14 protein-coding genes are annotated in these 21,749 nt (G+C 66.5%); 9 read left to right on the plus strand and 5 right to left on the minus strand.

Annotation, left to right across the window (positions count from 1 at the left end; all coding sequences use genetic code 11):
* Positions 1 to 117 precede the first annotated feature (117 nt).
* Positions 118 to 2,517, plus strand: a complete 2,400-nt coding sequence (locus ACQR1D_RS29160; RefSeq protein WP_434894224.1) for a membrane-bound PQQ-dependent dehydrogenase, glucose/quinate/shikimate family — start codon at positions 118 to 120, stop codon at positions 2,515 to 2,517.
* A 244-nt stretch (positions 2,518 to 2,761) separates the two neighbouring features.
* Entirely contained in the window at positions 2,762 to 4,825 is a 2,064-nt protein-coding gene (locus tag ACQR1D_RS29165) for a putative bifunctional diguanylate cyclase/phosphodiesterase (protein ID WP_434894223.1), read from the plus strand.
* 13 nt (positions 4,826 to 4,838) lie between these two features.
* Here the strand turns inward: ACQR1D_RS29165 and ACQR1D_RS29170 are convergent, their stop codons facing one another.
* Positions 4,839 to 6,020: a substrate-binding domain-containing protein gene (locus ACQR1D_RS29170; protein ID WP_434885362.1), complete on the minus strand. Its 1,182-nt coding sequence runs from the start codon at positions 6,018 to 6,020 to the stop codon at positions 4,839 to 4,841.
* Between the two features lie 185 nt (positions 6,021 to 6,205).
* Here ACQR1D_RS29170 and ACQR1D_RS29175 point away from each other — a divergent pair, with 185 nt between their 5' ends.
* Both ACQR1D_RS29175 and ACQR1D_RS29180 read left to right on the plus strand, forming a co-directional pair.
* The gene (locus tag ACQR1D_RS29175) at positions 6,206 to 6,649 is read left to right on the plus strand and encodes a MarR family winged helix-turn-helix transcriptional regulator (RefSeq protein ID WP_315735215.1); all 444 of its coding nucleotides are present in this window, start codon (positions 6,206 to 6,208) and stop codon (positions 6,647 to 6,649) included.
* Positions 6,650 to 6,964: 315 nt separating this feature from the next.
* Positions 6,965 to 8,872, plus strand: coding sequence for an acyl-CoA synthetase (locus tag ACQR1D_RS29180; protein WP_434894222.1), 1,908 nt, complete (start codon positions 6,965 to 6,967; stop codon positions 8,870 to 8,872).
* Positions 8,873 to 9,042: 170 nt separating this feature from the next.
* On the opposite strand, the gene ACQR1D_RS29185 is transcribed toward ACQR1D_RS29180, so the two are convergent.
* A complete protein-coding gene (locus ACQR1D_RS29185) occupies positions 9,043 to 10,074 on the minus strand; it encodes a glycerophosphodiester phosphodiesterase (protein WP_316182899.1) in 1,032 nt (343 codons plus the stop codon).
* Between the two features lie 219 nt (positions 10,075 to 10,293).
* Between ACQR1D_RS29185 and ACQR1D_RS29190 the strand changes: the two genes are divergently transcribed.
* Both ACQR1D_RS29190 and ACQR1D_RS29195 read left to right on the plus strand, forming a co-directional pair.
* Positions 10,294 to 11,592: a flavin-dependent oxidoreductase gene (locus ACQR1D_RS29190; RefSeq protein WP_316182898.1), complete on the plus strand. Its 1,299-nt coding sequence runs from the start codon at positions 10,294 to 10,296 to the stop codon at positions 11,590 to 11,592.
* 72 nt (positions 11,593 to 11,664) lie between these two features.
* Positions 11,665 to 12,786: a glycoside hydrolase family 3 N-terminal domain-containing protein gene (locus ACQR1D_RS29195; RefSeq protein WP_316182897.1), complete on the plus strand. Its 1,122-nt coding sequence runs from the start codon at positions 11,665 to 11,667 to the stop codon at positions 12,784 to 12,786.
* A gap of 277 nt (positions 12,787 to 13,063) precedes the next feature.
* Here the strand turns inward: ACQR1D_RS29195 and secA are convergent, their stop codons facing one another.
* Positions 13,064 to 15,916, minus strand: coding sequence for a preprotein translocase subunit SecA (gene secA / locus ACQR1D_RS29200; protein ID WP_434840283.1), 2,853 nt, complete (start codon positions 15,914 to 15,916; stop codon positions 13,064 to 13,066).
* 392 nt (positions 15,917 to 16,308) lie between these two features.
* On the opposite strand from secA, the gene ACQR1D_RS29205 reads away from it, so the two are divergent.
* Both ACQR1D_RS29205 and argJ read left to right on the plus strand, forming a co-directional pair.
* Positions 16,309 to 17,223 carry a peptidylprolyl isomerase gene (locus ACQR1D_RS29205; protein ID WP_316182895.1) on the plus strand — a complete coding sequence of 305 codons (915 nt, stop codon included), beginning with the start codon at positions 16,309 to 16,311 and terminating at the stop codon, positions 17,221 to 17,223.
* A gap of 281 nt (positions 17,224 to 17,504) precedes the next feature.
* Positions 17,505 to 18,746, plus strand: coding sequence for a bifunctional glutamate N-acetyltransferase/amino-acid acetyltransferase ArgJ (argJ, locus tag ACQR1D_RS29210; protein WP_434840282.1), 1,242 nt, complete (start codon positions 17,505 to 17,507; stop codon positions 18,744 to 18,746).
* 65 nt (positions 18,747 to 18,811) lie between these two features.
* Here the strand turns inward: argJ and ACQR1D_RS29215 are convergent, their stop codons facing one another.
* Entirely contained in the window at positions 18,812 to 20,140 is a 1,329-nt protein-coding gene (locus ACQR1D_RS29215) for a TadE/TadG family type IV pilus assembly protein (protein ID WP_434840281.1), read from the minus strand.
* A gap of 180 nt (positions 20,141 to 20,320) precedes the next feature.
* On the opposite strand from ACQR1D_RS29215, the gene ACQR1D_RS29220 reads away from it, so the two are divergent.
* Positions 20,321 to 20,731: a (deoxy)nucleoside triphosphate pyrophosphohydrolase gene (locus ACQR1D_RS29220; RefSeq protein WP_172184528.1), complete on the plus strand. Its 411-nt coding sequence runs from the start codon at positions 20,321 to 20,323 to the stop codon at positions 20,729 to 20,731.
* A 117-nt stretch (positions 20,732 to 20,848) separates the two neighbouring features.
* Here the strand turns inward: ACQR1D_RS29220 and ACQR1D_RS29225 are convergent, their stop codons facing one another.
* On the minus strand, positions 20,849 to 21,706 hold the full coding sequence (locus ACQR1D_RS29225; RefSeq protein WP_434840280.1) for a methyltransferase domain-containing protein: 858 nt from the start codon (positions 21,704 to 21,706) through the stop codon (positions 20,849 to 20,851).
* Between the last annotated feature and the right edge of the window lie 43 nt (positions 21,707 to 21,749).

The following is a 21,749-nucleotide window of genomic DNA, read 5'->3' on the forward strand; positions in this document are numbered from 1 at the left end:
CGCGCGGCGGCCCCATCCCGTGCCCTGCACGGCCAGGAACTTCCGCCCTTCCTCGCCGTTCATGACGCGGCTGCGGCGTCGCGCCGCGGCCTGTCATCATCAGCCTGGAGCCGCGCAATGGCCGCAGCCCGCCATCTGCAGCGCGCGCCGCTGCTCACCTTCACCGCGATCGTTGTCGGCCTGATGGGCCTCGCGCTGCTCGCCGGCGGGGCGTGGCTCGCCGCGATCGGCGGCTCACCGTATTACCTGGTCGCAGGCCTCGCGCTGCTGGTCGTCGCGGTGCTGCTGTGGCGGCGGCATGCGGCGGCGCTGTGGATCTATGCGGCGCTGCTGCTGGGCACGATGATCTGGGCGATCTGGGAGGTCGGGCTGGATTTCTGGTCGCTGGCGCCGCGCGGCGACGTGCTGGTGCCGCTCGGCGTCTGGCTGCTGCTGCCATTCATCACGGCGCATCTGGTGGGCGACATGCGCGCGGCGCGCTGGGGGCTCGTGGCCGTGCTTGCGGTAGCCGTGGTCGTGCTCGGCGCCTCCTTGCGCGGCGATCGTTTCGGCGCCGATGGCGCGCTGCCGCGGACCGCGGCGGCGACGGCCGGCACCGATACCGCGCCAGCCGAGGCGCAGGCGGACTGGACCGCCTATGGCGCGACCAATTTCGGCACGCGCTTCTCGAGCCTGAAGCAGATCACACCCGACAATGTGAAGACTCTCAAGCTCGCCTGGGAATTCCGCACCGGCGACCGCAAAGGGCCCGACGATCCCGACGAGTTCACCAACGAGGTCACGCCGCTGAAGATCGGCGATCTGCTCTACACCTGCTCGCCGCATCAGATCGTGTTCGCGCTCGATGCCGCCACCGGCAAGCAGCGCTGGACGTTCGATCCGAAGATCGAGCATCACAAGAATTTCCAGCACATGACCTGCCGCGGCGTGGCCTATCACGAGACCAAGCCGGGCGCGGTCGACGTGTCAGGCGCGGCGGCCCCGACGGAATGCGCCAGGCGCATCTTCCTGCCGACCAATGACGGAAGGCTGTTTGCGCTCGACGCCGACAGCGGCAAGCCATGCGAGGGCTTTGGCGAGCACGGCCAGATCGATCTCAAGGCCGGCAACGAGATCACCACGCTCGGCTTCTACGAAGGCACCTCGCCGCCGGTCGTCACCGACAAGGTCGTGATCATGGCCGGCGCCGTGATCGACAACTACTCCAACAAGGTGCCGTCGGGCGCGATCCGCGGCTTCGACGTCTACACGGGCAAGCTGCTGTGGGCGTTCGATCCCGGCAATCCCGATCCCAACGAGATGCCGTCGGCCACGCATCACTTCACGCCGGGCTCGCCGAACGGCTGGAGCGTCGGCGCGGCCGACGAGGCGCTCGGCCTGGTCTACATCCCGCTTGGCTCGAGCTCGCCGGACATCTGGGGCGGCAACCGCTCGGCCGACAACGAGCGCTATGATTCGGCGCTGGTGGCGCTGGACATCGCCACGGGAAAATTGCGCTGGTCGTTCCAGAATGTGCATCATGATCTGTGGGACATGGACATGCCGTCGCAGCCGAGCCTGGTCGACATGCCCGGCAAGGACGGCGTGGTGCCGGCGATCTACGTGCCGGCCAAGACCGGCAACATCTTCGTGCTCGATCGCCGCGACGGGCATCTGCTGGTCCCCGCGCCGGAGAAGCCGGTGCCGCAGGGCGCTGCGCCCGGCGACCGGCTGTCGCCGACACAACCCTTCTCCGAACTGAGCTTCCGGCCGCGAAAGGAGCTCTCGGGCGCGCAGATGTGGGGCGCGACGATGTTCGATCAGTTGGCGTGCCGCATCATGTTCAAGCGGCTTCGTTACGAAGGTCCGTTCACGCCGCCGTCCGAGCAGGGCACCCTGGTCTATCCCGGCGATTTCGGCATGTTCGAGTGGGGCGGCATCGCGATCGATCCCGTGAAGAAGATCGCGATCGCCAATCCGCAGTCGATCCCGTTCGTGTCGCGGCTGGTGCCGCGCGGCAAGGACAATCCGGCCGAACCCAACGCCGCGCATCCGCCGGGCACCGAGCTCGGCGTGCAGCCGATGTACGGCACGCCCTACGGCGTCTCGCTTGGCATCTTCCTGTCGCCGCTCGGCATCCCCTGCATGGCGCCGCCCTGGGGCAGTCTCGCCGCCATCGACCTCAAGACCAACGCGATCGTCTGGCAGCACCGCGTCGGCACCATCCGCGACCAGGCGCCGCTGCCGCTGCCGTTCAAGCTGGGCGTACCGATGCTCGGCGGCCCGATGGTCACTGCGGGCGGCGTCGCCTTCCTGACCGGCACCATGGACGACTACATCCGCGCCTTCGACGTCAAGGACGGCCGCCTGCTGTGGCAGGACCGGCTGCCGGCCGGCGGCCAGTCGACGCCGATGACCTACGAGGCCGGCGGCAAACAGTATGTCGTCACCGTCGATGGCGGCCACGGCTCGTTCGGCACCAAGCTCGGCGACTATGTGCGGGCCTACGCGCTGCCCGGCAACGTCGCCAGCAAATAGTCCTGCGTGTTCCAGCTCCGCAAAGAGTCGTGCATGGCGTTGGCAGTTTCGTCACGATGTCCCAGGTTCCATGGCGAAACCCAGCGCCGGCGGCCGGCGGCTTAATCATCGGCTGTCCAACCTCGTGCATGACTCAACGCGGGCAGAGGTGCTGCCCGCGTTGACGCTTCGCTAACCGCGATTCCGCGCGCGCCAAAACCCGTCCCGCCGCGGAGCGTAGCTGGCTGCGTGAGGTAAATTGCCGATGTTGACGATTCTGTCCTGCCTGCCCGCCGATCATGATCTGCGCTACGTCGCCGCCGCGCTGCTGGTCTGCGTGCTCGGCTCCCTGCTGTCGATGCGGCTGCTGGCGCGCGTCCGCCGCAACATTGGCCTGCGACGCTTCCATCTGCTGTTCCTGGCCGGGCTGGTCGCCGGCGGCACGGTCTGGACGACGCATTTTGCCGCCATCCTCGGCTATGACGCATCCGGCAACCGTTCGTTCGAGGCGGGACTCACGTTCGCTTCGCTCGGCCTCGCCGTGGTGTTTTCCTGGCTGGGCTTCTTCATCACCACGCGAACGCAGCGCGGCCCGCTGATCGAGGCCGGCGGCGCCGTGTTCGGGCTGGGCATCGCCGCGATGCATTACACCGGCATGGGCGCGCTCAATCTCGACGGCATCCGAACCTGGCACGCGCCGGCGATCTGGCTCTCGGTCGTGCTGGCGACGGGCTTCGGCACCGTCGCCGCCAACCGCATCGCCCGTCCCGTCACACGGTTCTGCAAATATGGCAGCTCGCTGGCGATGGTGCTCGCGATCCTGAGCCTGCATTTCACCGGCATGGCCGCGCTGACCTTGGCGCCGATGGCCGGCATCGATACCCCCGTGCAATCGCTGTCCGACAGCGTGATGCTGATCAGCATCGTCACCGGCATCGGCCTGATCATGGCGATGGCCGCCTCGGCCTATATGATCGATCTGCAGGCGGCGCAGGAGGCTGTCGAAGGCTATCGGCAGCTCGCGTTGCAGGATCCGCTGACCGGCCTGCCCAACCGCAACGGCCTCGGCCATCGGCTGGCGCCGCTGCTGACCGACGGCGACGAGACGGCGCACCTGGTGGTGCTCGCGATCGACCTCGACCGCTTCAAGGACATCAACGACGCCCACGGCCATGCCGCGGGCGATGCGGTGCTGACGATGATCGCGCAGCGTATTGCATCGACGCTGCAGCCCGGCGAGTTCCTGGCGCGGATCGGCGGCGACGAGTTCGTCGCCGTCAAGAGCGAGATCTTCGCGCGCACCGAGGCGGCGAAGTTCGCCGAGCGGATGCGCACGCTGGTGCTGGCGCCTGTCGAGTGGGAGGAACGCAACCTCTCGGTCGGCTGCAGCATCGGCATCGCGCTGCATCCCGACCACGGCCTCACCGCCGACGAGCTTCTCACCCGCGCCGACCTCGCGATGTACCGCGCCAAGAGTCTCGGCCAGGGCAAGATCTGCACCTATGAGCCGTCGATGGACGAGGCCAGCCGGCGCCGCGCCGAGCTCGCCATCGACCTCAAGCGCGCGCTGGTGCGCAACGAGTTCGAGCTGCACTACCAGGTGCAGAACGACACGCAGAGCGGCGGCATCATCGGCTTCGAGGCGCTGCTGCGCTGGAATCACCCGGTGAAGGGCCGCGTGCCGCCGAACGATTTCATTCCGATGGCCGAACAAACCGGGCTGATCGTCGACATCGGCGACTGGGTGCTGCGCACCGCCTGCGCCACCGCCGCGAGCTGGAGCCAGCCGTTCAAGGTCGCCGTCAACGTCGCGCCAATGCAGCTCAACCACGACCTGCCGAAGCGCGTCGCCGAGGTGCTGCGCGAGACCGGATTGGCGCCGGAGCGGCTGGAGATCGAGCTGACAGAAACGGGCATCATCGCCGACCGCCAGCACGCGCTACAGGTAATGCAGGCGCTGAAGGCTATCGGCGTCACGGTGGCGATGGACGATTTCGGCACCGGCTACTCGTCGCTGTCGACCTTGCAGGTGTTTCCGTTCGACAAGATCAAGGTCGACAAGAGCTTCATCCAGTCGGTCGAGACCAGCGTGCACGCCGCGGCGATCGTCAAGGCGACCCTGCTGCTCGGGCGCAGCCTCAACATCCCCGTGCTGGCCGAGGGCGTCGAGACCGAGCAGCACCTCGCCTTCCTGCGCGAGGAGGGCTGCAGCAGCGTGCAGGGCTTCCTGTTCGGCAAGCCGATGCCGCAGGAGGCGATCAGCCGGATGATCCGCGACGTGCCGACAGCGCCGGCGCGCGCGCCTGCCAAGAGCGCTGCGGCTGCCTGAGCAGGCGGACGTCTCAGAACGTTCGGATGATCTTGAAATCGAGCCCGTCGGCCGCGGCGAGATGCATCGCCATGCCGGCGCGGCCCTGCCGGATCGTCACCTCGCCGCGCGCGCCGGAATAGACGATGTTGCGGCCGGCGGCAGCGAGCGGTCGCAGGGACAGCGAGCCGGCGCGCTCGGCGGCGGCCTTCAGGAAGCGCAGGCCCTCGTAGTTCGACTGGCCGACCGATCCGACCGGCGGCGCTTGGGCGCCAAACATGGCGGTGTAGCGGCTCATGAACGCGTCATTGGCCTTGGAGCCGATGCAGCTGAAATAGCCGGAAGAGGTATACAGGTTCTCGGTGTTGTCGGCGCCGATGCCGAGCAGCACCGTTTCGTCCACCGCGCCGGCGAGACGCAGCGTGGTCGCGGCGAGGCCCGATTCTCCGAAGGCGCGGTTGAAGGTGATGCTGTCGGTGCCGATCAGCGAGACCAGCACGACATCGGGCCGGGCGGCGCGGATGCGCGCCAGATGCGCCTGGTGATCATCCTCGCCGACCGGCACGAACTCCTCGCCGACCACCTGGCCGCCGGCCTCGGTGATGTAGGTCTTGGTCTGAAGATGCGACTGCCACGGCCAGACATAGTCGCTGCCGATCAGGTACCAGCGCCGGGCGCGCTTGTTCTCCGCCAGCCAGTGGATGGCAGGGCGCGTCTGGCTGTGCGGCGTCTCGCCGATCGCCATCACGCCGGGCGTGCGCTCGCCGCCTTCATAGACCGGCGTATACACATAGGGGATGCGGCCGCGGGTGAGCCGGCGCAGCGCCAGCCTGACCGCGCTGATATGCGAGCCCGTCACGACGTCGATATCGTCGAATTCGAGGGCATCCCTGGCGCGCTCGGCCACCTCCGCCACCGGGCCGCCGGAATCGTAGAACGACAATTCGATCTCGCGGCCGAGGATGCCGCCGCGGCGGTTGATCTCGGACACGGCCAGCAGCGCGCTGTTGGTCGCGGCCGGCCCCCAGATGCCGGGCGAGCCGGAGAAGGTGAGGAAGTTGCCGATGCGCAGCCGGCTCCGGGAGCCGCGCCGCTGGAGACGGTCGGGATCGAAGGGGGCGAGTGCGGGAAGGCCGGCCCGCCGGGGCGGGCTCCTGAACAGCAGGGATGGCGGCAGACCGAGACGCCCGGCCGTGACGGATCCTGTCGAGAGCACACCCACTCCTTGGCCGCAACCGTGTCTGGCCCAGAGTGGGCCGGCGGTCATACGCCGTCAAAATCAGCACGCGTTCGGCAAATATCCTATTCGAAAATGTTGAATGTTCAAGAATTGGGATGCATATAGATCGGGCAGCAACTGCCGGACATTCATTCAAGCCGGGACCGCAAGCGAAGTTCATCGTGGCCAAACCGCCCCATCCCAACACCCCCCTCACCGAACATCTCGCCTATCTGCTCGCGCAGGCCAACCGGGAGATCAACCGGCAGCTGGAATCGCGCCTCAGCACGGAAGGCGTGCCCGTCGAGCAGTGGCGCATCCTCAAGGTGCTCTCGGACGGCGAGGGACACTCGATGGGCGACCTCGCCGACGCGGTGCTGCTGAACCACCCGACCCTGACCAAGATGATCGACCGCATGGTGTCGGACTCGCTGGTCTACCGTCGCCAGGACGCCCACGACCGCCGCAAGGTGCTGATGTTCATCAGCGACCATGGCAAGGCGCTGTGCAAGCGGCTGAACTCGCTGGCGGCCAGCCAGGAAGCGCACATCCTGGAGAACTATGGCGACAAGGCCACCGGCGAGCTGAAGCGGCTGCTCGAAAATTTGATCGACGCGGCGAGCTGAGGAGGCGCTGCTTGAACGATCGATTCGCGGTGCGCGTTAATGCGCCGCCTCCCCTTGTGGGAGAGGGCGCTGTATCGCACAGCGCATGGCGGGGCTCGATCCGGGTGAGCGACAGCGCGCGCTTCTCCCCAACTAACGCTGCAGCGCAGCGTTGCTGCGACAATTCTCCCGGAGTCCCCAATCATACCGGGATAGACGCAAGACGAATCCTCGCTCATCCTGTCCTCTCGCGATCGCGACAAACGGGCCACAGAGCCCGCGCGCGATCACCGGCCGCATCGGCCGGACGAGGACACGACACCGGGAGGACAGGCCATGGGCATTCATCTGCTCGATCGCGCCATCGGCAGCGACTATCCGACATTCGCCAGCACCGCTGACATCCGCGCCTTCGAGCAGACGCCGTATGATGAACGCATCGCCGCGCGGAGCACCTATGAGGCGCTGAAATGCGGCGCGTCTGCCAATCCGGACGCGCCGGCGATCCAGTTTCTGCAGAATGCCGATCCCGCCGATACGCCGGTCGTGATCTCCTATCGCGACTTCGTCGCGAGGGTGACGCAGGCCGCGAACATGTTTCATGCGCTCGGCGTCGGCCCTGACGACGTCGTCAGCTTCATGCTGCCTCTGGTGCCGGACGCGTTCGTGACGCTGTTCGGCGCCGAGGCGGCCGGCATCGCCAACCCCGTCAATCCGCTGCTTGAGCCGCACCAGATCGCCGAGATTCTCGATGCCGCCAAGACCAAGGTGCTGGTGGCGCTCGGTCCCCTGCCCGGCACCGACATCTGGCAGAAGGTGGAGAAGGTGCGCGGCGGCCTCAAGCACCTCAAGGCGATCGTGCAGGTGCATGGCGGCGGCGGTGATCCTGCCAACGGCATTCATGCCTTCAACGATTTGATCGGGCCGCAGCCGAGCGATCATCTGGTCAGCGGCCGGCAGATCAAGGCGAGCGACACCGCCGCCTATTTCCACACCGGCGGCACCACCGGCACGCCGAAGCTGGTGCGCCACAGCCATGGCAATCAGGTCTATCAGGCCTGGGGCGTCAACCTGATCCTGAAGGCCAGGCCCGGCGGCACGCTGCTGTTCGGCATGCCGCTGTTTCATGTCGGGGGATCGCTGACCCAGGCGCTGCAGACGCTGTCGGCGGGCGGCTGCCTCGTCGTGCTCTCTGGCGCCGGCTGGCGCAATCCGAACGCGGTGCGCAACATCTGGGGCCTGGTCGAGCGCTTCAAGCCGGAGACGCTGTCGAGCGTGCCGACCGTGCTGGCGGCGACGCTCGCGGTGCCGCAGGGCGATGCCGACATCTCCAGCCTGCGCTACGCCGCAGGCGGCGGCTCGGCGATTCCGGTCGCGGTCGGACAGGCGATCATGGACAAGCTCAAGCTGCCGGTGATCGAAGTCTACGGCATGACCGAGACCGCGAGCGTGCACACCATGGCCTATCCGGACCAGCCGATCCGGCTCGGCTCGGTCGGCCTGCCCCTGCCTTACGCCAAGGTGCGGATCGTCAAGCTCGACGCCGATGGCCGTTACGAGCGCGATTGCGCACCGGATGAGATCGGAGTCGTCATCATGGCCGGGCCCGGCGTGTTCTCCGGCTATCTCGACGACGTCCACAACAAGGGCGCCTTCGTCCAGGGACATTGGGTGAACTCCGGCGATCTCGGCCGGCTCGATGCCGACGGCTTCCTGTGGATCACCGGCCGCGCCAAGGATCTCGTGATCCGCGGCGGCCACAACATCGATCCGGCGCCGATCGAGGAGATCCTGTTCCAGCATCCCGCCGTCGGCTTCGCCGCGGTGGTCGGCCAGCCCGACGCTTACGCGGGTGAACTGCCGATCGGCTATGTCCAGCTCAAGCCGGGCGCGAGCGTGCAGCCGGGCGAGCTGGAGGACTGGGTGCGCGCCCGCACGCCGGAGCGTGCCGCGGTGCCGGTGCAGATCATCCCGATCGATCCGATGCCGGTCACGGGTGTGGGCAAGGTGTTCAAGCCGCAGCTGCGCTGGGACGCCGCGACGCGGGTGTTCACAGGCGTACTGAAGCAGCTCACGGATCGCGGCGTCGATTGCAGCGTGAAGGTCGGCCCGCATGGCAGCCACGGCAGCATCGCGATGGTGACCTTGCGCAACGTGCCGGCGGAGAGCCGCGAGGCGATCGCGAACGAGGTGCACACGCTGCTGGCGCCGTTCGTGATCCGGCATGAGGTGGTGATGGGTTGAGCTGAGCGGCTCAATCTCGCCGACCGCCCGCAGTCGCGCCGAATCCGGAATGACGAGATGGTCTTCGCGTTCTCAGCTCACGATTCCGGATTCGAGTCCTCCCGGCAAAGCGCTCCGCGATTGCCAAGAGGACTTGCCGCGGAATGCCCCTGCAAGGTCGTTGGCCACGATCACTTGGCTGGCGGCTTCGGTTCGGAGGAGTGCAGATGCAGCATACCACGCAGCTTCACCAGACCTTTTTGCATGGCGACGGAACGCAACAGATCCGGACGATCTGAAATGATGCCGTCGACACCGCCATCGATGAGCCGCGCCATGTCCTCGGGCTTGTTAACGGTCCACACCACGACGCTCAGCCCAAGCGCATGCGCTTCGCCGATCAGCTCCGGCGTGATGTCGGCGAAGTAGGGCGACCACACCTTGCCACCCGCCGCGTGAATCGTCCGCGGCAGCGAGCCGCCGTGATCGGCGGGGTCAAAGCCTGCGGTCCAGCGCGTCGCCTGGGTCAGCGACACGTTCGGCGCCTTGCCGTGCTGTATCGTCAGATACACGGTTGGAATGGCGGGCGCGCGCTGCTGCACCAGCTGCAGGGTGCGCCAGTCGAACGACTGGATCATGACCCGGCCCGAGAACTGCTCTGCATCGATCAGATCGAGCAGCAAAGTCACGAACCGCTGCGGGTCCGGCGCCTCCGCAGGAAAAGCAGGATCGAGCTTGGTCTCGATGTTGAGACGCACATGCTCGTTGCCTGCTCGCCGCACGAGGTCGATGACCTCCTTCAACGTCGGAATTCGCCGTACCGAAGGATTCGTGCCGGACGGGGCCTGCTGCTCCGGAAACTGCTTGGCGTAGTCGCTGCCGGGACGGATCTGACTGACATCGTAGGACTGCACATCGGCCAACGGCAACTCGATCAAGAGCGGTCCGGGCGGCGCGACGTAGTTGCCGGCCGCGTCACGCGCGAGGTCGGGATGGAGCCGCCGCTCGTGCGACACCACGAGGACGCCGTCGCGGGTGACGCCGACGTCGAGCTCGAGCGTATCGACACGCCAGAGCAGTGATGCTGCAAAGGCCTGCAGCGTGTTCTCCGGAAAAAGGCCGCGCCCGCCGCGGTGAGCCTCGATATCGAAGGCCAGCGCCGGGCTCGCGACGCCGGCCAGCAGGAGAGCCGCCCAAAGGCAGAAAAAAAATGAGTGTCGCATGGCACCAGCCTACCACGGCGGCGCGGATTGCCCATTCCCCTTGTCTCCGCCGGCCTTCTGAACTAGGCCTTTTCCCTTCAGACCGGCAGACAATGCCGGCCGTGGATCGAGGGGAGGCGATCCGCGCGCGCTGCAGTGCCGCGCCCGCGTCCCCTTGGCCGTTCTTCGAACCTTGTTTCCCGAGTTCACGCGCGACGGACCATGCCCAGGACCATGCCCATGACCGATCTTCCTGTCATCATCGCCGGCGGCGGCATCGGCGGCCTGGCGACGGCGCTGACCCTGCAGCAGATCGGCGTGCCCTGCATCGTCTATGAGAGCGTGCGCGAGATGCGGCCGCTCGGCGTCGGCATCAATTTGCAGCCCAACGCGGTGCGCGAGCTGTATGATCTGGGCATCGGCGCTGACGATCTCGATCAGGTCGGCGTGCCCGCGCAAGAATGGGCGCTGGTCGGGCTGAACGGCAACGACATCTACTCCGAGCCGCGCGGGCTGCTCGCCGGGTACAACTGGCCGCAATATGCGGTGCATCGCGGCAAGCTGCACATGTTGCTGTACAGCCGGCTGGTGCAGCGGGCTGGCGCTGATTGCGTACGGCTCGGCAGCCGCGTCAGCGGCTATGAGAAGCATGCGGACGGCTCCGTGACCGCACGCATCGAGTATGCCGATGGGTCGCGCTCAGAGCAGCACGGGCGGCTCCTGATCGGCGCCGACGGCATTCATTCGGCGGTGCGCGCGCAGATGCACCCCACGCAGCCACCGATCCATTGGGGCGGCGCGGTAATGTGGCGTGGCGTCACCTGGGCGAAGCCGATGCGCACCGGCTCGTCCTTCGTCGGGCTGGGTACTCACCGCCATCGCGTCGTGGTCTATCCGATCTCGCATCCCGATCCGAAGACCGGACTGGCGCTGATCAACTGGATCGCGGAAGTGACGATGGACAACACCGAGGGCTGGAAGCAGACCGGCTGGTTCCGGCAGGTGCCGGTAGCTGAGTTCGCGCATCATTTCGCCGGCTGGACCTATGACTGGCTCGACGTGCCCGCGCTGATCGCCGGCGCCGATGGCGCCTATGAGAACCCGATGATCGACCGCGATCCGGTCTCGACCTGGGTCGACGGCCCCGTGGCGCTGATGGGCGACGCCGCGCATGCGATGTATCCGACCGGCTCCAATGGCGCGAGCCAGGCGATCGTGGACGCGCGCGTGCTCGGCGCCTGCCTGCTGCTGCATGGCGTGACGCCCGCCGCGCTCGCGGCCTATGACGAGAAACTGTGCGGCCCGATTTCGCAGGTCATCCTGCGCAACCGCGGCGCCGGACCGTTCGGCCTGCTCAATCTGGTGGACGAGCGTTGTGGCGGGACGTTCACCGATATCGATGACGTGATCCCGCCGGCCGAACGCGACGCGTTCATGGCCGGCTACAAGAAGGCGGCCGGCTTTGCGATCGAGCAGCTGAACGCGGCGCCGCGGACGATTGCGGAAGGGGCAAGGGTCGGCGGTCTGGCGACGATCTGAGTCCTGCGGTCAGCGACGTGATCTGAACCGGTGAACCTGAGTCGCCGAAACAGCCGCCAAGCGGGGATCGCCATGCTCCGACGATTTGGTCGACGGTCCCTGGCGGCCGCATTCCTGACGCTGACGGGTCAGACCGGCCTTGCTGCCGACTGCAGCAAGAGACCGGCAACCGCGCAACTGGTCGGCCCGATGATCATGGCCGGTTTCTTCGGGACCAAGACATCGGATCCGGGATTTCAGCAAGTCCTGTCCGATCTCGAGGAGGGGCTGATCGGCGGCGTCGTCATCCTCGGCCGCAACGTCGGAACATCGGACGATCTCACCGCGATGATCGACCGGATCCGATCATGCAAATGCGCGTCTCCTCCGTTCATCGCCATCGACGATGAAGGAGGTACGGTCGAGCGGCTCGGATCGAATGTCGGCCTTGCGGAAACACCGTCGGCCGCAGAGGTCGCTCGCGGCTCCATCACGGCGGCGCGAAGCGCTTACACCGCGCTCGCCGAGAAGCTCGCGACGCTGCACATCAACATAAATCTCGCGCCGGTGGTGGACCTCAACACCAACCCGTCGAACCCGGTCATCGGGCAGCGGCAACGCAGCTATGGCGCCGACTCCGACGCCGTCGTGCGCTATGCGGCGGCGTTCATCCAGGCGCACCGAAAAAAAGGCATCCTGACGGTGCTCAAGCATTTTCCCGGGCATGGATCATCGACCGCCGACAGCCACGCCGGCATTGCCGACGTCACAACCACCTGGTCACCGGCAGAGTTGAAGCCGTACCGGCGGCTGATGAGGCGAGGGCTCGCCGGGGCGATCATGGTCGGACATCTGGCGAATTCCCGGCGATGGGGCGGCGTTGCCACCCAGAGCGACGGACATGCGATCGATCGCCTGCTGCGCCGCGACCTCGGCTACGACGGCGTGGTGATGACGGACGATCTCGCCATGAAAGCCATCCTCGATGCCAAGCCGCCGGCCGCCGCCGCCATCGACGCGGTCAAGGCGGGCGCGGATATCATCATGTTCACCAAATTGAGCGACGCGGATCAGACCTCCGACGTCGGCCGCGAGATCAATCGCGCGCTGACCGCCGCCGTCTGCTCCGGCGAGCTCAAGGCCGGCAACCTGCAACGCTCCGCCGCGCGCATCCGAAAGTGGACGTCGGGCTGGACGCAGCACGGCCGCTCGTAAGCACAGCATCACGCGCGCGTCGCCGTGCGCTGATCTCAGTCCCATGCTGCCAGCAGGTGTGAGGCGGCATGCTGGAGCAAGCAGTGTGCCCAAGCACGCCGGCCTGCGGTTATGGATCCCGGCGTTCGCCGGGATGACGGCGGTGGGTTCGGCGCACAGCTCGATCGACAGCGTCATTGCGAGCGCTGCGAAGCAATCCAGAGTCGCGGACGGGACTCTGGATTGCTTCGCTTCGCTCGCAACGACAATGGAGAGACTGCCGCGCGCAGACCCGCGCCTACGCGTACTTTCCGTGGCAGTGCTTGTACTTCTTGCCCGAGCCGCACGGGCAATCCTCGTTGCGGCCGATCTTGCCCCAGGTGGCGGGGTCGTTCGGGTTGCGCGCTTCGGCCGGGACCGGGGCTGCACCTGACGACGGCACGAGCGACACGTTGGCGAAGGCCATCTCGTCCTCGCCGGTGTTGGGATCCGCGTGGTGCGCCTGCATCGGCGGCAGCACCTGCTGCTGCTCCTCCGGCGGCACGATCTCGACCCGCATCAGCTGCGCGGTGACGGCCTCGCGCAGATGCGCGATCATGGCCTCGAACAGCGTGAAGGCTTCCGACTTGTACTCCTGCAACGGATCGCGCTGGCCGTAGCCGCGCAAGCCGATGACCTGGCGCAGATGATCGAGCATCACCAGGTGCTCGCGCCAGAGATGGTCCAGCGTCTGCAAGAGGATCGTCTTCTCGACGTAGCGCATCACGTCGGGGCCCCATTGCGCAACCTTGGCGGCCATGCGCTCGTCGGCGTGGGTCTCGATGCGCTTGAGCAGCTCCTCGTCGGCGATGCCCTCTTCCTTCGCCCATTCGTCGACCGGCAGGTCGAGGTCGAGCACGCGCGTCAGCTCCTCCTTCAGGCCGGCCACGTCCCACTGCTCTGCATAGGCATGCTCGGGCACGTGCTTGCTGACGAGATCGTCGATGAAGGCATGGCGCATGTCGGTGATCGTTTCGACGACGCTCTCGTCCTGCATCAGCTCGACGCGCTGGTCGAAGATCACCTTGCGCTGGTCGTTCTGGACGTTGTCGAACTTCAGGAGGTTCTTGCGGATGTCGAAGTTGCGCGCCTCGACCTTCTGCTGCGCCTTCTCCAGCGCCTTGTTGATCCAGGGATGGATGATGGCTTCGCCTTCCTTCAGGCCGAGCCGGGTCAGCATGCTGTCGAGCCGGTCGGACCCGAAGATCCGCATCAAATCGTCTTCCAGCGACAGGAAGAACTTGGAGCGGCCGGGGTCGCCCTGGCGGCCTGAACGGCCGCGCAACTGGTTGTCGATGCGGCGGGATTCGTGCCGCTCGGAACCGATGATGTAGAGGCCGCCCGGCTTGGTCACGGTCTTGGCAGGCTTCGAGCCCTTGGCCGGCTCGATCTCGACCGTCTCCTCGGCCTTCAACACGATCTCGCGGAAGCGGGCGATGTCGGCCTTGATCTGCTCGATCTTGGCGGCCTTCTCGGCCTCATCAGTAATGCCACCGGTCTCCTGCTGGATGCGCATCTCCAAGGAGCCACCGAGCTTGATGTCGGTGCCGCGGCCGGCCATGTTGGTCGCGATCGTGATCGCGCCGGGCACGCCGGCTTCCGCCACGATATAGGCTTCCTGCTCGTGGAAGCGCGCGTTCAGCACTGCGAACAGCTTGGCCGGCTTGCCGGCGCGGGCCGCCGCATAGAGCTTGTCGAGCGCGCGCTCGCTGCCGAAATCGATCTGCTTGTAGCCGTGCTGCTTGAGATAGGCGGCCAGCACCTCGGACTTCTCGATCGAGGCGGTGCCGACCAGCACCGGCTGCAGGCGCGAATTCGCGCGCTCGATCTCGGCGAGGATCGCGGCGTATTTCTCCTGCTGGGTGCGATAGACCTCGTCATCCTCGTCGAGACGCGCGACCGGCAGGTTGGTCGGGATCTCCAGCACCTCGAGCTTGTAGATGTCGAACAGCTCGTCGGCCTCGGTGGCGGCCGTGCCGGTCATGCCGGCGAGCTTGGCGTACATGCGGAAGTAGTTCTGGAAGGTGATCGAGGCCAGCGTCTGGTTCTCGGGCTGTACCGGCTGGTGCTCCTTGGCCTCGAGCGCCTGGTGCAGGCCCTCCGAATAGCGCCGGCCCGGCATCATGCGGCCGGTGAATTCGTCGATGATCACGACCTCGCCGTCGCGGACGATGTAGTCCTTGTCGCGGGTGAACAGCGTGTGTGCGCGCAGCGCCTGGTTGATGTGATGGACGACGGAGACGTTCTCGACGTCGTAGAGCGAGTCGCCCTTAAGCTGGCCGGCGTCGCGCAGCAGGGTCTCGATCTTCTCCATGCCGGCTTCGGTGAGCGTCACCGTGCGCTGCTTCTCGTCGACCTCGTAGTCGGTCTTGTCGAGCTTCGGCACGAAGGTGTCGATGGTGTTGTAGAACTCCGAGCGATCGTCGAGCGGGCCGGAGATGATCAGCGGCGTGCGCGCCTCGTCGATCAGGATCGAGTCCACCTCGTCGACGATCGCGAAATAGTGCCCGCGCTGGACCATGTCCTCCAGCCGGTACTTCATGTTGTCGCGCAGGTAGTCGAAGCCGTATTCGTTGTTGGTGCCGTAGGTGATGTCGCAGGCATAGGCCGCCTTGCGCTCGGCATCGTCGAGGCCGTGCACGATGACGCCGGTGGTCAGGCCGAGGAAGCCGTAGATCTGGCTCATCCAGCCGGCGTCGCGGCGGGCGAGGTAGTCGTTCACCGTCACGACGTGGACGCCCTTGCCGGCCAGCGCGTTGAGGTAGACGGCCAGTGTCGCCACCAGCGTCTTGCCTTCGCCGGTCTTCATCTCGGCGATGTCGCCCTCGTGCAGCACCATGCCGCCGATCAGCTGGACGTCGAAATGGCGCTGGCCGAGGGTGCGCTTGGAGGCCTCGCGGACGGTGGCGAAGGCCGGGACCAGGATATCGTCGAGGGTCTTGCCGTCGGCGATCTGCGTCTTGAACTCCTCGGTGCGCGCCTTGAGCTGCTCGTCGGTCAGCTTGGCGAGCTCCGGCTCCAGCGCGTTGATGGCGTTGACACGGGACTGGTAGCCCTTGACGCGACGGTCGTTGGCGGAGCCGAATAGCTTGCGGGCGAGCGCGCCGATCATTGCTGAAATCCTGCCTCTATGGGGTCTGCGTAGCAGCCGTAACTCGTGGTTTGGGTTTGCTGTTCCCGACGTGATGCACCGCAGCACCCGCGCCAGCCTCGACCTTCGGCGCCGGGCGGCGTCCGCCAGATGAGTGGGAGACAGGCAAACCAGGGTTCAACGGCCAAAAACGCAGCAAAATAAGCGCTATCGCCCTTGAAGCGACCGGGGAGAGATATGGCTGGGGGGGAACGTTGTCAACGGCGCCCGACGGCGGGCCGTCGCCGCCAACATGTCGCCGATTTCACGAAATTGACAGACTTTTCGCGTTGCCAAGGCCCGGCGATTGGGCGAGTGTCCCGGCCGCCCTGAGGCCTCCCCCTCGAGCCCCCTCTTCTCAACAAGGATTTTCCATGACCACGTCGTTCCCGGTTACGAAAACCGGCCTGCGCCTCGGCCTTGCCACCGCTCTCGCCGGAAGTCTCGCGTTGTCCCTGCTTGCCGCGCCCGCACGCGCCGCCGACGATGCCAACCCGGTGCTGGCCAAGGTGAACGGCGCCGAGATCCGCAAGAGCGACGTGACGCTCGCCGAGGAGGAGCTCGGACAGAGCCTCGCGCAGATGGATCCGGCGACCAAGGACGAGAACGTGCTGTCGTTCCTGATCGACATGAAGCTGGTCGCCAAGGCGGCCGAGGACAAGAAGGTCGCCGACACCGAGGAGTTCAAGAAGCGCCTCGCCTTCACCCGCAACCGGCTGCTGATGGACAGCCTGCTCGCCACCGAGGGCAAGGCCGCGACCACGCCGGACGCGATGAAGAAGGTCTATGAGGAAGCCGCCAAGCAGATCGGCGGCGAACAGGAGGTCCACGCCCGCCACATTCTGGTGGAGACCGAGGACGAGGCCAAGGCCGTCAAGGCCGAGCTCGCCAAGGGTGCCGATTTCGCCGAGCTCGCCAAGAAGAAGTCCAAGGATCCCGGCGCCTCGGACGGCGGCGACCTCGGCTTCTTCACCAAGGAGCAGATGGTGCCGGAATTCGCCAACGTCGCCTTCTCGCTGGAGCCGGGCAAGATCTCCGATCCGGTGAAGACCCAGTTCGGCTGGCACGTCATCAAGGTCGAGGAAAAGCGCAGCCGCAAGCCGCCGGAGTTCGACCAGGTCAAGGGCCAGATCGAGACCTACGTCACCCGCAAGGCGCAGGCCGACTACGTCGGCAAGCTGCGCGAGGCCGCCAAGATCGAGCGTCTGGACAAGCCGGCCGCCGACGCCGCCAAGCCGGCGGACGCGAAGCCGGCAGATGCAAAGCCGGCCGAGCCTGCGAAGAAGTAAGCGGCATCGTCGCTTGGCTTGAGACGCGACGGCGCCATCTCAAAAGAGAGCCGTCACCGTCGCGTCACAAAAGGTGTCGTCCCGGCGAACGCCGGGACCCCTACCGCGTGATCTGTGGAACAGGCACGTGGCCAGTACCGAGCCTTACAACAACGCCCTGTGGTTATGGATCCCCGCGTTCGCGGGGATGACAGCGGAGTATTGGGAGCGCATCTACTCCCACAACGCCGACTGAGATGATACAGAGCGCTTCCCGCTCATCCCTGCCGGAAGCCTCTCCGATGTCCTCAGCCGTCTCCCCGCTCGCCCCCACCGATGTCCCCGACATGCCGGCGCTCGCCGGCGTCAAGCTCGCGACTGCGGCGGCCGGCATCCGCTACAAGAACCGCACCGACGTGCTGCTGGCGCTGCTCGATCCCGGCACCACGGTGGCCGGCGTGTTCACGCTGTCGAAATGCCCGTCGGCGCCGGTCGAATGGTGCCGGGCCAAGCTGAAGGGCGGCAAGGCGCGCGCGCTGGTGGTGAACTCCGGCAACGCCAACGCCTTCACCGGCAAGACCGGCAAGCAGTCGACGGCGCTGACGGCGGCCATCGCCGCCAAGGCGGTCGGCTGCAAGCAGGACGAGATCTTCCTGGCCTCGACCGGCGTGATCGGCGAGCCGCTGGATGCGACCAAATTCGACGGCGTGCTCGAAGGGTTGGCCGGCACCGCGGCGCCTGAGGACTGGATGGGCGCGGCGCGCGCCATCATGACCACCGACACCTTCCCGAAGGTGGCGACCGCCACCGTGAAGCTCGGCAAGGCCAGGGTGACGATCAACGGCATGGCCAAGGGCGCCGGCATGATCGCGCCAGACATGGCGACAATGCTGTCGTTCATCTTCACTGATGCGCCGATCACGGCCCCCGCACTGCAGGCGCTGCTCAAGGCCGGCGTCGAGGACACCTTCAACGCGGTGACGATCGACGGCGATACCTCGACCTCCGACACCCTGCTCGCCTTCGCCACCGGCGCCGCCGCGGCGAAGGGCGCGCCGAAGATCAGCCGCGCCAGCGATCCGCGCGCCAAAGCATTCGTCAAGGCGTTCAACGCCGTGCTGGCCGACCTCGCCGAGCAGGTCGCGCGCGACGGCGAGGGCGCCCGCAAGCTGGTCGAGATCATCGTCGAGGGCGCCAAGAGCAAGCCGTCGGCGCGCAAGATCGCGATGTCGATCGCCAACTCGCCGCTGGTGAAGACCGCGATCGCCGGCGAGGACGCCAACTGGGGCCGCGTGGTGATGGCGGTCGGCAAGGCCGGCGAGCCGGCCGACCGCGACAAGCTCTCGATCTCGTTCAACGGCATCCGCGTCGCATCGAAGGGCGCGCGCGATCCGTCCTATGACGAGGCGGAAGTCTCCGAGGCGATGAAGGCGCAGAAGGTGCAGATCAAGGTCGCGCTCGGCCTCGGCAAGGGCCGCGACCGTGTGCTGACCTGCGACCTGACCAAGGAGTATGTCGCGATCAACGGCGACTACCGGTCCTGATTCCGCAACCGACCGCGGCAAGGCAGCGCGCAAATGCCGGCGCGCTTCCGGGGGGGGCGTGTTGATCAGCTCGCGATCCGTGCGTCGGCGACCGCCTTCTGGAACAGCGCCTTCATCGCCTCGGCGATGCCCTGGGTCGGCGACACCTCGAAATAGAATCCGTCCGAGGCGCAGGCCTGCATCTTCTGCGCGATCTCGCTGTTCGGCGACGGACCGAACGGTCCTTTGTTGAAAGGATCGATCCAGCTCATGTACCAGCTGTTGGTCGGCAGCTGCAGATAGGTCGTGTAGAGCACCGCGATCTTGATGCCGCGGTTCTTGAGCGTGGTGCAGAGCGCCGGATTGATCGGCGACTGGCAGCGATTGCCGCTGGCCTTGGGCTTCAGGCAGGACGCGTTGCTCTCGTCCGCGACCCCGTCGGAGACGAAGAACAGGTATTTCAACGGCGAGCCGGTGGTGCCGTCGCCGGGCGTCGAGATTTCGTTGTTGATGGCCGGGAATATCGAGGTGAACGGCGTATCCTTGTCGGCCGTGTAGGCGTCGTTATTGCCGTAGACCCCCATCAGGTCGATGTTACCCGCGGCGCTCTTGGCGCTGGACAGGCTCGACGACAGCGAAAACAGCGCCCGCAATCCGATCGTCTTCGACGCTGCGCCGAAATCGTAGATCGCCATGCGGAACTGGTTCGTATAGGTCTGCGTCTGCTGCGCCGTATCCATCAGCTGCTGGGTGGCGTTGCGCAGCACGTCGATCCGGGTGGTGACGTTGAGCGTCTTGGCGAGGTTGTAGTAGTTGTTGGCGTCGTTGTAGTCGTGGCAGGCGAAGGCGCATTTGTCGGAGGTCGCATTGACCATCTTGGTCACGTCCGCCGGCGTCGCCGCCACGCCCATCGACGGCGAATTGTCGAGCAGCAGGTAGAAATCGATGTATCGCGGCATCGAAGCCTTGGCCGTCGACGAGCCCTGCAGGGTCATGGTCTTGAACCCGACGATGTTCATGAACATCATCGGCACGGTGGCCGAGAACGACACGGTGGCGGTCAGCACCGAGCCGGCCTTCTTCACCTCCGGCGTGAGGCTGGTCAGCGTATAGCCTGACGTGCCGGACATGTTGCCGTTGAAGATCTTTGCCGCGTCGTCGTTGCCGGCGGCAATCACGCCGTCCGAGGTCATCGTGCCCGCGGCGATGAAGGCCGGCGCGGTGCGGGACACTGCGCCGACCGAGGCAGCGTCGACAGCCGCCTGCAGCTTGGCGCGCATCTGGTTGGCGCGGCTGTAGTCGACGCCGCAGCCGACCGCGGTGATCAGCGGAACGCAGACGATCGCGAACGTCACTGCGACGTTGCCGCTGACGTCGCGGCGCAGGCGGCCGAGCAGGCTGGATAGAATTCGCATGAATGATGCCTAACAAACCATGAGGAGGCCACGGCGTTCACCCGTGAAAATACGCGGCCGGCCATTAAGGTTGGCTTATTTCAACCGTGGAAACGGGGCGCGAAACGGCCTAGGTTAAAATTCCCTCAACAGCGTGCCTGGTTCTCGGACCGGCGCATCCCTCTCGCAACCGATCGGATCATGCCCGACCTGAAACTCACGCTCGTCGTCGCCTGCGCGCTCGTCGACGCCGACAATCGTGTGCTGCTGGCGCAGCGGCCGCCCGGCAAGACGCTCGCGGGACTCTGGGAGTTTCCCGGCGGCAAGCTCGAGCCGGGTGAGCGCCCCGAAGCGAGCCTGATCCGCGAACTCGACGAGGAGCTCGGCATCACCGTGCGCGAGGCCTGCCTCGCACCGCTGACCTTTGCCAGCCACGCCTATGAGACGTTCCATCTGCTGATGCCGCTCTACATCTGCCGGCGCTGGGAAGGCGTGGTCACCGCGCGCGAGGGCCAGCAACTGGCCTGGGTGCGGCCGAACAAGCTGCGCGACTATCCGATGCCGCCCGCGGACATTCCGCTGCTGCCGCATCTGATTGATTTATTGATGTAGCTGGGACGGCGCCCAACCTCACTCGTCATGCGCGGACTTGATCCGCGCATCCATCCTCTTCCGAAGACTCTCGAAGAGGATGGATCGCCGGGTCAAGCCCGGCGATGACGAGTCTGCTTACTCGCGATCACCGGCTCCCTGGCTCCGCTTCACCGCGGCCTCCAGGCTCGCTGTCGCCGAGCCCGGCTTCAGCGGCTTCTGCTGGCTTTCGTGCGGCGCCCAGCCGGAGATCCAGATGATGTCGAAAGTGGCGCGGATGCGGCCGTCGGGATCGGCGAAGCGCTCGGCATAGATTTCGGCCATTCGCAGCAAGGTCGCACGACGCAGCGGCGTGCGGCGGCGCTCGACCAGACTGTTGGTCGCGCCCATGCGGCGGAGATCCTGCATCAGGCCGAACGCACTGGCATAGCGCACCACGACCCGGTCGACGTCGGTGACCGGCAGCGCGAAGCCGGCACGCTGCAACAGCCCGCCGACATCGCGCAGATCGGCGAACGGGACGACACGCGGCGACACACCGCCCTCGCATTCGGCCTCGGCGGCCGCGAAGGATTGCCGGAGCTCGGTCAGCGTATCGCCGCCGATCATCGCCGCAAGCAGCAGACCATCTGGGCGCAAGGCCCGGCGAACCTGCACCAGCAGGCCGGGCAGGTCATTGACGAATTGGAACGCCAGCGCCGACAGCGCCAGATCGAGCGATTGCGGCGCCAGCGGCAGCGTCTCATCCGCCGTGGCGGGCGCCGCCAGATGGGCCAGTTGCGCAACACCGCCTGTGAGATGTGGCGCCAAACCGGCGCCGGGCGTCCAGATATCGGCGGCCGCATCGAACGACCGGTTCACCGCGGCGAGGCGGTCCGCGATGTCCTCGGCGACGCGCTCCAGCAGGAACGTCTCGGGCGCGCCCGCAGCCCGCCGCTGCCGCTGCGCAAGCAGGGGACGGTCGAACAGAATGGGAGCTGTCACGGGCTGGGTCATCGGGGCTGGTTACGCCGATCCTGGTGGCCGGGCAATGCGCCGC

This window comes from Bradyrhizobium sp. HKCCYLRH2047, assembly GCF_051168175.1.
Classification (GTDB): domain Bacteria; phylum Pseudomonadota; class Alphaproteobacteria; order Rhizobiales; family Xanthobacteraceae; genus Bradyrhizobium.

Excerpts from the sequence above, each read along its gene's own strand:
- ACQR1D_RS29160 (WP_434894224.1), top strand. The coding sequence starts at position 118 with ATGGCCGCAGCCCGCCATCTGCAGCGCGCGCCGCTGCTCACCTTCACC.
- ACQR1D_RS29165 (WP_434894223.1), top strand. The coding sequence starts at position 2,762 with ATGTTGACGATTCTGTCCTGCCTGCCCGCCGATCATGATCTGCGCTAC.
- ACQR1D_RS29180 (WP_434894222.1), top strand. The coding sequence starts at position 6,965 with ATGGGCATTCATCTGCTCGATCGCGCCATCGGCAGCGACTATCCGACA.
- ACQR1D_RS29185 (WP_316182899.1), bottom strand. The coding sequence starts at position 10,074 with ATGCGACACTCATTTTTTTTCTGCCTTTGGGCGGCTCTCCTGCTGGCC.
- ACQR1D_RS29190 (WP_316182898.1), top strand. The coding sequence starts at position 10,294 with ATGACCGATCTTCCTGTCATCATCGCCGGCGGCGGCATCGGCGGCCTG.
- ACQR1D_RS29195 (WP_316182897.1), top strand. The coding sequence starts at position 11,665 with ATGCTCCGACGATTTGGTCGACGGTCCCTGGCGGCCGCATTCCTGACG.
- secA (WP_434840283.1), bottom strand. The coding sequence starts at position 15,916 with ATGATCGGCGCGCTCGCCCGCAAGCTATTCGGCTCCGCCAACGACCGT.
- ACQR1D_RS29205 (WP_316182895.1), top strand. The coding sequence starts at position 16,309 with ATGACCACGTCGTTCCCGGTTACGAAAACCGGCCTGCGCCTCGGCCTT.
- argJ (WP_434840282.1), top strand. The coding sequence starts at position 17,505 with ATGTCCTCAGCCGTCTCCCCGCTCGCCCCCACCGATGTCCCCGACATG.
- ACQR1D_RS29215 (WP_434840281.1), bottom strand. The coding sequence starts at position 20,140 with ATGCGAATTCTATCCAGCCTGCTCGGCCGCCTGCGCCGCGACGTCAGC.
- ACQR1D_RS29220 (WP_172184528.1), top strand. The coding sequence starts at position 20,321 with ATGCCCGACCTGAAACTCACGCTCGTCGTCGCCTGCGCGCTCGTCGAC.
- ACQR1D_RS29225 (WP_434840280.1), bottom strand. The coding sequence starts at position 21,706 with ATGACCCAGCCCGTGACAGCTCCCATTCTGTTCGACCGTCCCCTGCTT.